Below are 12,844 nucleotides of genomic sequence, written 5' to 3' on the forward strand. Positions count from 1 at the left end.
ACAATTGGAATCTGTAAAGCCTAAAAAGTTCATGGATTTTATTAGATTGTTTTTAAGCAACTATAAAAATGGGGCGATTTCTGATTCAGCGGTCGTCTTGGCCTTTTATGCTGTCTTAGCGATTTTTCCAGTGTTTTTCATTGTTGGTAGTCTGTTGAATGTATTAAATATCAGACCAGAGGACGTGCAAATTTATTTAGAGCCGCTGTTCCCTGATCGGGTATATTCAACGCTTGAACCAATTATCAAATCCACTTTGTACGGAGGTAGCGCAGGTTCTTTATCAATTGGGTTGGTGGTTACTATTTGGTCTGCTAGCCGAGCAATTGCTGCTTTTCAACGAACTTTTAACCGAACGTATGGAGTGGCTGAAGATCAAAGTAGTGTTAGTAATCGAATCATTTCGTTTCTGTGGACACTAGTTTTGATTATCATTGTGGCAGCAGTATTGCTTTTCATGGTGTTCGGCCAAATGATTGCTAAATGGATTCAGCCGATCGCTAATATTTCAAATTCACTGATTCATTTTATTGGCACGATTAAATTTCCTGTCACTTTGATTGCCACTTGGTTTTTATTGACGCTGTTATTTTACCTTGTACCAATGGCTAGGGTTAAATTCCGCTATGTCTGGGTAGGAGCACTACTTTCCACGATTGGCTTACTTGCGCTAGCTCAAGGATTTTCGATTTACTTACAATTTTTTGGACGCAACATTACGGCGTATAAAACCATCGGAACGTTTATCGTGCTATTATTCTGGCTAGATTTTTCAGCTCTGATTATGTTAGTTGGAGGTGTGCTAAACGCTACACTACAAGAATTTATGGCTGGACCAATTCAAGAACAAGATGATGCATTAGCTAACGCTTTAAAATTGGCTCAAACAGCCACAGAACGTCGTAGAAATCGGATTAAAACTAATAACAAGTCATCAAAGAAGAGACCTCCAAGAAGGCCACAGCGTAGAAGAAAGCAACCCTGAAAATTTGAATTTTCAAAAAGGCTAGGTATAATCCGTAAACTTTGGATTGTACTTAGCCTTTTTCATACGTTTAAATCGTATTTAATTGTTAGATTGCTTAATTCGTTTCCCAAACTCAGTTTCATCGAAGTTATCAATCACGTTCCTTAGTGCTTCCTTGGAAAGGCTAGCACCAAATAATTCACTTCCTGGCTCGGTCATGATACCGTCACTTAATTGATAGTGAATAACCGGGTCAAATCCCATCGTATCAACAAAATGAGCAACGACGTCTACTGCATCGTGATCATCGCCGGCCACGAATAATGCCTTACGATTTGGATCACCAGATTCACGGGCATCTTCTTGTAAATTATGATATCCCATATGATTGAAAGTCTTCACGATGGTGCTCTTATTAAAATACTTTTGGACCTGTTCACTAGAAGTGGTATCGGGATCTAAAACCTCTTCACGGATACCATCAGTTTCCCACCAGTAGTTCATTGCATCGATGACCAACTTATCTTTTAACAATTTTGAATTAATATTTTTGTACCGACTTAACGGAATTGCCAAAATAATAATGTCGCTATTATTGACGACGCTTTGATTAGTAGAGGCAGTTGCACCTGGAACAAGTGTATCAATGGTTAAGGCGATCTTTTGAACTGATCCAGAGCCAGAAATCCTAACGTTGTAGCCTGCTGCAAGCGCTAATTGTGCCAACACAATCCCGACTTTTCCAGAACCTAAGATGCCGACATTCTTAATTTCAGTCATGTTATTCACCTTCCGATAGAATTTCTTTGACACGAGGGATTACTTTGCTACCGTACAGCTCAATCATTCTTTCCCGTTGTGCGGCAGTTTGATTACCAGCTCCATACACTAGATCAAATCTTCCAAGGCCTAATAACTTAATTGTTCTGGCAATTCGTTGTGCAACGTGTTCTGGGTTACCAACATAAAATGAACCAACTTTGGTTTCACCATCAAATTGTTCACGACTCATTGGTGCCCATCCGCGAGTTAGACCAATTCGGTCAAAGTTAGCTTTGATGTTTTTCCAGGCAACTTCGACAGCCTCGTCCTCATCATCAGCGATAAATCCATGTGAGTGAACCGCAATTGGTTGAACTGGCATGTGATATTGCTCAGCTGCTCGTTTATAAAGGTCAACGTATGGTACAAAGCGATCAGCTTGACCACCGATGATGGCAATGATTACTTTGTAGCCATACTTAGCGGTTCTGATGATTGACTCAGGTGAGCCACCAATACCAATGTAAGTTTCTAAACCATCGTAATCAGTCTTAGGGTATACATCTTGATTCTTAAGGGTTTCAGTGAATTTACCAGACCAAGTGATTGGTTTTTCTTCAATGAGTTTGCTGTACATTTCAAGTTTCTCATTAAATAAATCATCGTAATCGGTCAAATCATATCCAAACAACGGAAATGATTCTGTGAATGATCCGCGGCCAAGCATAACTTGAGCTCGGCCTTGTGACAATCCTTCTAAAGTTGCGAAGCGTTCATAAACTCTGACTGGGTCATCTGAACTAAGGACAGTCACAGCAGTGGCTAATTTGATATTATTAGTTACCGAAGCAATTGCTCCTAATACGATTTCAGGACTAGAAACACTATAATCAGGTCGATGGTGTTCACCTACGCCAATTACATCGATTCCTAATTTATCTGCCAATTGGCCTTCTTTAACAATCTGGCGAATTGATTCTCCAGCAGTTTTAAGGCTACCGTCTTCATTGGCCACAATATCTCCAAATGTTTCCAAACCAAATTGTAATTTATCTACGTCGATCATAGTTTTCCTCCCTGACACTTACTTTTTGTAAGTATGTATTATGAACACAATATTACAGGATGTCAGAAAATGCAACTTAAAATGCTTAGTTTGAGTAAACAAAAATAACCGAGCAATCGTATTATAATTACGACACTCGGTTATCTTCAGGACTATTTAGTTTTTTCAACGATAGTATCAACGAATTGATCTAATCTGGTAATGGCATCTTCATCAGGTTCCAAGTTGATCTTGACGCTTTCGGCACCTTGAGTTGCACCGGTTTGTTTAAAAGCGTCCGTAAACTTATCAACAGCTAGGTTATAAAATTCTTCGTAGAAAGTATCTCCAGAACCAGCAACTCCGAATACTTTACCTTTTAAATCAAGATCTGGTAAGTCGTCATAAAAGTCCATTCCTTCTTCAGGAAGGGCACCTTCGTCATAGGTATATGGGCAAACGATACAAATGTCGACATCGCTAAAAACAGCAGGATCAGTTTGAGAAATTTCAGTTTCTGTTGTCTTAATTCCAAGATCTTCAAGGTGTTCCGTGATGATGTCGGCGACGTCTTCGTTATTACCTGTGATTGTTGCGTAAACTACGTGTGCACTTGTCAAATTTATCAACCTCGGATTTAATTAGAATAGATACTTTCAGTATAGCAAATGTTAGAATCAAAGTGAACTTTAAGAGGAGGTACTCATGGCTGCTACCATAACGAAAATCGAAGCTCAAAAAAGAAAGGGTAGATATAATATTTATCTAGATGGCGCCTATGCCTTTCCAGTGAGTGAAGATGTTTTAATTAAATTTCAAATTTTCAAAGGGATGGAAGTCGATGATCAGCTACAAGAGACAATCAAAAAAGCGGATCAAGTTTCTAAGCTTTACTCCCGCGCCATTGACTTTTTAGCTCATAATCTACGAACCGAATTTGAAGTTCGCGAAAAATTATTAACTTTGTCAGAGGATGAAGATGCTATCAAAGAAGTGATTGATCGACTAAAAGATCAGCGGTTAGTTGATGACCAGCATTATGCCCAGAGTTATGTGGTAACTGTCATTCGTGGTCGTAAAAACGGTCCTGCATGGATTAGAAATCATTTGAAAACCAAGCACATTCCAGAAGCAATGATTGATAACACTTTGACAGAGTTATTCAACCCTGAATTACAGTTGGAAATCGCTTCAGAAGGTGCCGTAAAAAACATTAAGCTTAAGAAAAATGACTCGTTAAAGATGGTGCAAAATAAGACTAAAAATCTATTGGCTCAGCGCGGATTTTCGTTTGATATTGCTAGTCAGGCTGTTCAAAGCGTTGATTTAGATGAATTTGCTGAACGGGACAGTGAAATAATTGATAAACTTGCGAAAAGATATTCTCGTAAATATGCTAAATATCAAGGATACGAGAGAGAACAACGACTGAAGCAAGCACTTTATGCTAAGGGATTTTCAATGGATGATATTCAAGGTGCAATTGAGAGACTAGCTGAATGAAGCCAAAATCATTCGGCAAAAAGCACATTATTTGATATAATTATTCACGGATTGGGAACAATCGGTTGCTAATAGCTTAGTCTGAAAGTGGGTATAACTTATGCCACGAGATAGCAAATTACCACGAGAAGGCGACTTCATTGCGATTCAAAGCTATAAGCATGATGGCAGTTTGCATCGTATCTGGCGAGATACGATGGTACTAAAAACTAGTGAAAATTCATTGATAGGCTGTAATAATCATACCTTGGTTACTGAAGATGATGGTCGTCATTGGGTAACTAGGGAACCAGCAATCGTTTATTTTCACAAAAAATATTGGTTCAACGTAGTAGCAATGATTCGTGATGATGGAATTGCTTATTATTGTAATCTAGCGTCACCATATGTATTGGATAAGGAAGCTCTTAAGTATATTGATTATGATTTAGACGTTAAGGTGTTTCCCGATGGTAAGCGGAAATTATTGGATGTTGACGAATACTTAGATTTTTCCGCAAAATGGCATTATGGTGATGAGATTGACCGGATTTTAAAGCGCAATGTGAGAATCATTGTTGATTGGATAAACAATGAACAGGGTCCGTTTTCTAAAGAGTTTATTGCAATTTGGTATGAACGATATTTGGAACTATCTCGTCAGAATAATGAAGACCGTAAATAAAGGAATGCTGAGTGAGTCATTGATTCACTGGCATTCTTTTTTCTTTTTCTCATGAAATGTTTTTCAAAATAAGGTTATGCTAGAATAGTAATTAAAATAAATCATGTGGGAGATCAATAGATGATAAGTAAGTTAAAAAGTTCATCGCTAATGTTTTGGTCAATTGAAATCTTGATTGTGGTAGCAATTATCTGGGGCTGTACCCAAATTGGCTTTATGTTTACCCCAATTGCTATATTTATATCCACCATATTTATTCCACTGTTATTAGCGGGATTCCTATTTTACATGCTTAATCCCATTGTTAATATCTTGATGAAGGTTAAGTTAGGAAAGAAAAAGATTTCGCGGACGTGGGCCGTGGCAATAGTATTCATACTATTAGTTGCCGCTATTGTCTTGATAGCATCAGTGTTTATCCCGAAGTTGGTAAACCAGGTGGCCAATTTGGCTAATCAATTGCCAAGCGTAATTAACGATTCACAAAAATTACTTGATAAGATTTTTAAAGACGCCAATTCACAAAAGTTGTTAAAACAAATTGATTTTAATTCCATTACCCATAAATTTTCTCAGAATCTGACTACATATGCTAACGGCATACTATCCGGCGTTACCAATGGTCTTGGTAGCATAATATCAACTGCCGCAAACGTCGTTATTGTGGCGATTACTGTACCAATTGTGTTGTTTTATATGTTGAAAGATGGCCCTAAATTGGCACCAACAATTAAAAAGATGTTACCTGAAAAACATCAGGGCCAAATTATGGATTTGTTGAGCGAAATGAGCAAAACGATTTCTAAGTATATCAGTGGTCAAATGATCGAATGTTTGTTCGTTGGTACATTTACGGCAATCGGTTATTCAATTATTGGGATGCGGTATGCAATGCTGTTAGGTGTCATCGCCGGAATCTGTAATATTATTCCTTACGTTGGTCCATACATTGGAATCGCACCAGCTTTAGCAGTTTCGTTATCAACTGGTAGTTGGCTGAATGTGGTTTATAACATCATTGTTGTATTGATCGTTCAACAAGTAGATGGTAATTTAGTTTATCCAAATGTTATTGGTAAATCATTACAAATCCATCCGTTGACAATCATTGTTATTTTATTGGCCGCTGGTAATATAGCTGGATTGTTTGGCATGATTTTGGCAATTCCGTTGTATGCTGTGGTTAAGGTTGTCATTGTTCATGCTTATAATATTTTTCAATTACGTGACTAATTAACTTTAAGAACCTTTAAAAAATATTGACGTAGATATTGTTTATGCTAGTATTTAGTATGTGTTTATTAATTCGAAAGTTACTATAAAGTAGGAGATTTTATGAAAAAAGTAATTACATATGGAACATTTGATTTGCTCCATAAAGGTCACGTTCGCTTGCTTAAACGAGCAAAGGAACTGGGGGACCATTTAACAGTTTGTCTTTCATCTGATGAGTTTAATGCTGAAAAGGGTAAGAAAGCATACACATCATACGAAGATCGTAAATATATTTTAGAAGCTATTAAATACGTTGATGAAGTAATTCCTGAAAAGGGTTGGGATCAAAAAATTTCTGACGTTGTTGATAATGACATTGATACTTTTGTCATGGGAGACGATTGGAAAGGTAAATTCGATTTCTTAAAGGACTATTGTGAAGTTATTTATCTTCCAAGGACCGAAGGAATTTCAACCACTAAGATCAAGGAAGACCTTGGCTTATCAGATTCAGATACTTGGAAAGCCTAAGTTAATAAGACGAAATATCCCCAGTGATTAGACTAGGGATATTTTATTATCGGGAGGAAATCATGAAGCAAGCACTATTTTTGGTGACATCGATTGCTGGTTTAAAGAAACCAGGCTTTATTAGTAAAATCGAGGCTTTGCAAAGTAATGATTACGAAATTGCTGTCCTACTTGCAATGACTAATTTTGATGAAATTTATCAAGCTAGAAAGAATATGCAAAACATTCGTGGCAATATAAATCTTGAAAACATCCGTATGACTAGTCTATTCGATGTATTTAAGGACGATGCAGGTGTTCCACTAAAAGAAGAAGAAATTACCAATGAATCTTTTGACGGATTAAATGCCCATGAAATGAATGCAACTCAAGGTATCATTCGACGATATGTCACTGATGAGGGTGATCTCCGAGCAGAATCGTTATTTGTTGATGATGTGCTAACTCATACAATTATTTTTGATGAATCTGCCCAAGTGATTCAGGTCAACAATTACGATCATGAGAGATTGTTTGGTGTTGAAAAATATCGGAATGACGAAATGTTTGAGAGTTTATTGTTGAACGATAATCAAGAATTATTGTTTAGATTCACTAAAACACAAACAACCAAAATGGTTAGTTATCTGTTAGGAAACTCCGCTGTCATTGAGGCACCTGAAGAATTAGTTATGAATGCTGATACAGGTGATGATACGATTAAGACCTTTGAGTCGAATATCGAGACTCCTTCAATCAAGGTGATCTCATACTCTGATTTTAAGCGGTATGATAGTATCAACGGTTTTTATAATCGTCTGCTTGCGAATATGAAATTAACAGATACGGAAATTTATTTAGACTCAGTTGATTTGGTGGATATTGCTAAATATATGCCTAAGCAACGAATCTTTAATTATTAAGGGGACATAAAATTGCGTGCAATACTTTCTGGAGTTCATCAAAAACAGAACAGCCAAGTATTAGAGTTTGAATTGCTCGATGTGGTTAGTTCTCTTGAGAATTCATATATTTTGTTTGTTGAAAAAAATAGTCGGGCGTCAATCATGCAACCGATCAGCAAAATTTTAAGCCACAATATTATTAGAATTTCGATCAACGCACAAGATTTTCATTTTGATAATAGTGATCAAACCGAGTTTGAATGGCAGATTTATTTTGTAACTAACAATAACAGTTCAAAAGAAGTTATTCAGGTTGAGAGTGAGTACTTAGGTGATAGGCATCAATTAGAGTTAACCAGTTACTACCAGTTTAATTCTGATCCAGTAGGGATGGCGAACTTTAATATTCGTACCAATCAGTCTGCTGATCAATTCATGATTAACTCAGTCAACTTGACAGCCGACAGCCTCGAAATTACTGGATACAATAAAATCAACGGTTCTAACATTAAAAACCAACGAGTAATTTTAAAGAGCAAAGCTAGCAATACCAAACTAGATTTTCCGATTACTGAAAAATTATTTGCTGGTATGTTTACGGTTGCCATTCCATTAACTGATATCCCACAGAATTCAGCATGTCAGCTATATATTAATTACGAACTAGATGACAAGAACATTGAGCAACGGATGATCAGTGTCAAATCTCTTGCTGGCCAGGTAACAGATGTAGCATTACCAGGTCAACGTGAAGTGATGTTAGAGAAACAATTTGATAACACCATCGTTGTTAGAGAGTTCCAAGGTGCTTCATTTGGCCAAAAGGTCATGGCAGCTGGTGGTAAAGCCAGCAACGTAATCGATGTTATCAATATGATCCAAGACAAGTTAAATTTGTTTCGTATGCGTCGTTTGTTCAAACGTGGTCATTCACCGTTTGATAATACGACCATTGTGTTTGAAAGTTTTGGTGGCCGACAGGTCAGTGATAGCCCATATGCAATTTATCAATTATTCCAAAAATTATATCCAGGAATCAACATGATTTGGTCAATTGACAGATCATTGAAGAGTTACTGTAAGGAACACGGGATCAATTATGTGGTTCGTCGAACAAGTAAGTGGGTTCGAACACTTGAAAAATCACAATTCTGGATCAGTAATGCCAGATATCCATCTTGGGTTAAAAAGCCAAGTTACGTTACTTATATTCAAACATGGCATGGTACGCCGTTGAAGAAATTAGGTCTTGATATTGAGAATGTATCAATGCCAGGAACAACGACTGCTAAGTACCACAAGAACTTCGTCAAGGAAGCTAATCGCTGGGATGCTTTAGTGTCACCTAATGATTATTCAACTCAAATTTTCCGTTCGGCATTTGGATTTAATAACCAGATTTTAAAAATTGGTTATCCCAGAAATGATGAATTAATCAATACTAAACCAAGCGAAATTGATGACCTTAAACGAGAACTGGGAATTCCACTAGATAAAAAAGTGGTAATGTACGCGCCAACTTATCGTGATAATCAGTTTGCACAAAAGGGTAAGTACACGTTTGAGTTACCATTTGATTTGGATGATTTTAAAAAATCATTTGGTGATGACGCCGTCTTGATTTTAAGAATGCATTACTTGATTTCCAATGCATTAGACATCTCAGATTATCAAGACTTTGTTTATGACTTCTCTAGTCATCCAAATATTTCTGATTTGTACTTAGTTTCAGATTTATTGATTACTGATTATTCATCAGTATTCTTCGATTACGCTTATCTGAAAAGACCAATTTTATTCTATCCTTACGATTATCATTTATATAAGGAAGAACTTCGTGGATTCTATCTTAATTATGAAAAAGATTTGCCCGGTAAGATTGCTAACACTCCTGAACAATTGTTAGAAGAAATACAGCACGCATTCAAACATCCTGATATGAGTGCTAATAAACAATTTATGAACTTTTATGATCGTTTCTGTGCAATTAATGACGGACTTAGTTCATTAAAGGTTGTTAACTACGTTATGCAGCAAATTGAAAAAGGTATTTAAAAAAATCCAGCTATCGTCAATTACTGACAGTAGCTGGATTTTTAAATGTAAATGCTTTAAACAGTTGGGATTATGACACTATTTACTGAGAGTTTGGTATGCTATGAAAATGTGTTAGAATTAACTGATAGATTTTGCGAGTGAAAGGAACAAATATGACAGACAAACAATTAAAACAGGCGGACACAAAGCGCCGAACGTTTGCAATTATTTCTCACCCCGATGCCGGGAAAACTACTATTACTGAACAGTTACTTTTGTTTGGTGGAGTTGTTCGAGAAGCGGGAACGGTTAAAGCTAGAAAAACAGGTAACTTTGCTAAGTCCGACTGGATGGAAATTGAACAAAAACGTGGTATCTCAGTTACTAGTTCTGTGATGCAATTTGATTACGCCGGAAAGCGAATCAACATTTTGGATACTCCAGGACATGAGGATTTCTCTGAAGATACTTATCGGACTTTAATGGCTGTTGATTCAGCTGTCATGGTAATTGATTCTGCTAAGGGAATCGAGCCTCAGACTAAGAAGTTATTCCAAATTTGTAAAATGCGTGGAATTCCGATATTTACGTTCATGAATAAGTTAGATCGTGATGGAAGAGAACCCATGGATTTGATTGATGAATTGGAAGAAGTTTTGGATATCGAAGCATATCCAATGAATTGGCCAATCGGTATGGGTAAAACATTAACTGGTATTTTTGATCGTTATAACCACCGTGTTGAGCTGTATAAACATGATGATCCTTCAGTGATGGTTGAATTAGACGATGATAACAATCCCGTTGACAATGTAGAGTTGAGCGAAGATCCTCAATTTGAAGATGCTAAAGATAATATTGATTTGTTAGAAACCGCTGGCAATCAATTCGATACTGAAAAGATTAAAACTGGTGATCAGACACCTGTGTTCTTTGGTTCAGCATTGGTTAATTTCGGAGTGAAAACATTTTTTGATGCTTATCTTAATTTTGCTCCGGCACCAACCGCACATAAGACTGAAGAGGGTGAAGCAATTGACCCCGCCAGTGACGAATTTTCTGGATTCGTTTTTAAAATTCAAGCTAACATGAACCCTAATCATCGTGATCGAATCGCTTTTGTTAGAGTTTGTTCCGGTGAATTTGAAAAGGGAATGGATGTTAATTTATTCAGAACTCAAAAGAAGATGCGACTTTCGAACGTGACTGAATTTATGGCCAACACCAGAGAGAACGTTAAGAACGCAGTTGCTGGAGATATCATTGGTTTGTACGATACTGGTAACTTCCAGATTGGCGATACCATTTATACTGGAAAGCAATCAATTCAATTTGAAAAATTACCTCAATTTACTCCAGAACTATTTGTTCGAGTAGCTGCTAAGAATGTTATGAAACAAAAGTCATTTCATAAGGGAATTAATCAATTGGTTCAAGAAGGTGCTGTGCAGTTGTACACTTCTTACTCAACTAATGACTACATCTTAGGTGCCGTGGGACAACTTCAATTCGAAGTTTTCCAATTCAGAATGCAAAATGAATATAATTCTGAAGTAACCATGGAGCCAATGGGCAAAAAAACTGCTCGATGGATCGATCCAGATCAGTTGGATGAGAGAATGTCATCTTCAAGAAACTTGTTGGTTAAGGATCGGAATGGTGACCCATTATTCTTGTTTGAGAATAATTTTGCACTTAGATGGTTTGCCGATAAGTATCCTGATGTTAAGTTGACCGCTAAGCTATAAAAAATAATGAAAGAAGTAGTTTAATTATGAGTAAACATCTGTCAGCATGTACAAGTGTGTTAGTTGGGAAAAATGCATCAATCGATGGTTCAACGATGATCGCACGTAACGACGATACTTTCTTACCTTTAACACCTCAACGTTTTTATGTTCATGAAGCTGTTTCTGGCCGTAAAGAAACTTGGATTTCAAATCAAAATGGTTTTACAGCTGAAATGCCTGAAAGTGGCTACCGTTACTTGGCAACTCCAAACGTTGAAGTTGATAAGGAAGGGGTTTACGCCGAGAGTGGTTTCAATGAAAAGAACGTTGCCATGAGTGCCACTGAAAGTGTGTATGGTAATGAACGTGCCTTGGCATATGATCCATTAGTTGAAAATGGTTTGGCTGAAGATTCTATGCAATCAATGGTTTTGCCATTTATTGATTCTGCCAGAGATGGTGTTTCATATCTTGGCAATCTGATTAAAAAGTATGGTTCACCAGAAGGTGACGCTGTGTTATTCTCAGATAACGATGAAGTATGGTATATGGAAATCGTTACCGGACACCATTGGGTTGCCCAACGAATCCCTGATGACGCATACGCAATTACTGCTAACCAAGTTGCTATCCAACAAGTTGACTTTCATGATCCAGATAACTTTATGTTTTCAGATGGAATTCAAGAATTCGTTGAAACATATCATTTGAATACTGACAAAGAAGGTTTCAACTTCCGTCACATTTTTGGTACTGACAATGAAAAAGACCGTCATTACAACACCCCACGTGTTTGGTTTGGTCAAAGATATTTAAACCCTGAAATTCACCAGGAACCTACTTCTTCTGATCTGCCATTTATTTGCTACACTGACAAAAAAATCAGCGTTGAAGATGTTGAATATATCTTGAGCTCTCACTACAACGAAACTGAATATGATCCATTGGCTCAAGGAAATGAAGATACTAAGACTAAATTCAGACCTATTTCAATGAACAGAACGCAAAACTCACACGTTCTTCAATTGAGAAATGATGTTAACAAAGAATCATCAGCAATTATGTGGCTTTCATTTGGTGTTCCTGCATTTAGTCCATACGTGCCATTCTTTGGTAATGTTACTGATACTGATCCAAGTTATTCAAACACCCCAGTTCACTGTGATGACGAGAGTGCATATTGGATGTATCGTAAACTGTCCGTCCTTGTTGAATCACATTACTCAAACTTCATCCAAGATGACGTTGACTTTTTAACTGCTTCTAAGGAAAAATTACGTCGACATGTGCAGAATAGCTTGGTTGAGGCTAAGTCATTAACTGGCGATGAACTCACTAATTATTTAACTGGACAAAACCATGAAGTTGTTAAATTCATGAAAAAAGATGTTGAAGATTTCATGCATCGATTATTTGAAAAGGGATTGACTCTTTCAAAATTAACCTACAACATGGATAAGAATCTTTAATAAACAAAAAAGCCTGTCAACGCAATTAAGTTTGCGC

Annotated in this window: 12 protein-coding genes; 9 read left to right on the forward strand and 3 right to left on the reverse strand. The window is 36.9% G+C overall.

All coding sequences use genetic code 11. From position 1 onward, the window contains the following. Positions 1–4: 4 nt before the first annotated feature. Positions 5–985 carry a YihY/virulence factor BrkB family protein gene (locus O0236_RS03085; protein WP_268912702.1) on the forward strand — a complete coding sequence of 327 codons (981 nt, stop codon included), beginning with the start codon at positions 5–7 and terminating at the stop codon, positions 983–985. 81 nt (positions 986–1,066) lie between these two features. Here O0236_RS03085 and O0236_RS03090 read toward each other — a convergent pair whose 3' ends face one another. From O0236_RS03090 to O0236_RS03100, 3 genes are all read right to left on the reverse strand, one after another. Further along, positions 1,067–1,747, reverse strand: a complete 681-nt coding sequence (locus O0236_RS03090; RefSeq protein WP_268912703.1) for an NADPH-dependent F420 reductase — start codon at positions 1,745–1,747, stop codon at positions 1,067–1,069. Between the two features lies 1 nt (position 1,748). After that, the gene (locus O0236_RS03095; protein ID WP_268912704.1) at positions 1,749–2,795 is read right to left on the reverse strand and encodes an LLM class flavin-dependent oxidoreductase; all 1,047 of its coding nucleotides are present in this window, start codon (positions 2,793–2,795) and stop codon (positions 1,749–1,751) included. 152 nt (positions 2,796–2,947) lie between these two features. After that, entirely contained in the window at positions 2,948–3,394 is a 447-nt protein-coding gene (locus O0236_RS03100) for a flavodoxin (protein WP_268912705.1), read from the reverse strand. A gap of 85 nt (positions 3,395–3,479) precedes the next feature. Between O0236_RS03100 and recX the strand changes: the two genes are divergently transcribed. The 8 genes from recX (at position 3,480) to O0236_RS03140 (ending at position 12,807) form a co-directional block, all read left to right on the forward strand. Continuing rightward, positions 3,480–4,277, forward strand: a complete 798-nt coding sequence (recX, locus tag O0236_RS03105; RefSeq protein ID WP_268912706.1) for a recombination regulator RecX — start codon at positions 3,480–3,482, stop codon at positions 4,275–4,277. A 100-nt stretch (positions 4,278–4,377) separates the two neighbouring features. Then, the gene (locus O0236_RS03110; protein WP_268912707.1) at positions 4,378–4,941 is read left to right on the forward strand and encodes a DUF402 domain-containing protein; all 564 of its coding nucleotides are present in this window, start codon (positions 4,378–4,380) and stop codon (positions 4,939–4,941) included. A gap of 120 nt (positions 4,942–5,061) precedes the next feature. After that, complete coding sequence (locus tag O0236_RS03115) at positions 5,062–6,174, forward strand: AI-2E family transporter (RefSeq protein ID WP_268912708.1); 1,113 nt, start codon at positions 5,062–5,064, stop codon at positions 6,172–6,174. Positions 6,175–6,276: 102 nt separating this feature from the next. After that, positions 6,277–6,687, forward strand: a complete 411-nt coding sequence (gene tagD, locus O0236_RS03120; protein ID WP_268912709.1) for a glycerol-3-phosphate cytidylyltransferase — start codon at positions 6,277–6,279, stop codon at positions 6,685–6,687. A gap of 62 nt (positions 6,688–6,749) precedes the next feature. Continuing rightward, on the forward strand, positions 6,750–7,589 hold the full coding sequence (locus O0236_RS03125; protein ID WP_268912710.1) for a hypothetical protein: 840 nt from the start codon (positions 6,750–6,752) through the stop codon (positions 7,587–7,589). A 12-nt stretch (positions 7,590–7,601) separates the two neighbouring features. Continuing rightward, the gene (locus O0236_RS03130) at positions 7,602–9,626 is read left to right on the forward strand and encodes a CDP-glycerol glycerophosphotransferase family protein (RefSeq protein ID WP_268912711.1); all 2,025 of its coding nucleotides are present in this window, start codon (positions 7,602–7,604) and stop codon (positions 9,624–9,626) included. A gap of 155 nt (positions 9,627–9,781) precedes the next feature. Further along, entirely contained in the window at positions 9,782–11,356 is a 1,575-nt protein-coding gene (locus O0236_RS03135) for a peptide chain release factor 3 (RefSeq protein ID WP_268912712.1), read from the forward strand. 26 nt (positions 11,357–11,382) lie between these two features. Next, positions 11,383–12,807 carry a C69 family dipeptidase gene (locus tag O0236_RS03140; RefSeq protein WP_268912713.1) on the forward strand — a complete coding sequence of 475 codons (1,425 nt, stop codon included), beginning with the start codon at positions 11,383–11,385 and terminating at the stop codon, positions 12,805–12,807. Positions 12,808–12,844: the final 37 nt, after the last annotated feature.

The organism is Lentilactobacillus sp. SPB1-3, assembly GCF_026913205.2.
Classification (GTDB): Bacteria; Bacillota; Bacilli; order Lactobacillales; family Lactobacillaceae; genus Lentilactobacillus; species Lentilactobacillus terminaliae.

Excerpts from the sequence above, each read along its gene's own strand:
- O0236_RS03125 (WP_268912710.1), top strand. The coding sequence starts at position 6,750 with ATGAAGCAAGCACTATTTTTGGTGACATCGATTGCTGGTTTAAAGAAA.
- O0236_RS03140 (WP_268912713.1), top strand. The coding sequence starts at position 11,383 with ATGAGTAAACATCTGTCAGCATGTACAAGTGTGTTAGTTGGGAAAAAT.
- tagD (WP_268912709.1), top strand. The coding sequence starts at position 6,277 with ATGAAAAAAGTAATTACATATGGAACATTTGATTTGCTCCATAAAGGT.
- O0236_RS03095 (WP_268912704.1), bottom strand. The coding sequence starts at position 2,795 with ATGATCGACGTAGATAAATTACAATTTGGTTTGGAAACATTTGGAGAT.
- O0236_RS03110 (WP_268912707.1), top strand. The coding sequence starts at position 4,378 with ATGCCACGAGATAGCAAATTACCACGAGAAGGCGACTTCATTGCGATT.
- O0236_RS03135 (WP_268912712.1), top strand. The coding sequence starts at position 9,782 with ATGACAGACAAACAATTAAAACAGGCGGACACAAAGCGCCGAACGTTT.
- recX (WP_268912706.1), top strand. The coding sequence starts at position 3,480 with ATGGCTGCTACCATAACGAAAATCGAAGCTCAAAAAAGAAAGGGTAGA.
- O0236_RS03090 (WP_268912703.1), bottom strand. The coding sequence starts at position 1,747 with ATGACTGAAATTAAGAATGTCGGCATCTTAGGTTCTGGAAAAGTCGGG.
- O0236_RS03115 (WP_268912708.1), top strand. The coding sequence starts at position 5,062 with ATGATAAGTAAGTTAAAAAGTTCATCGCTAATGTTTTGGTCAATTGAA.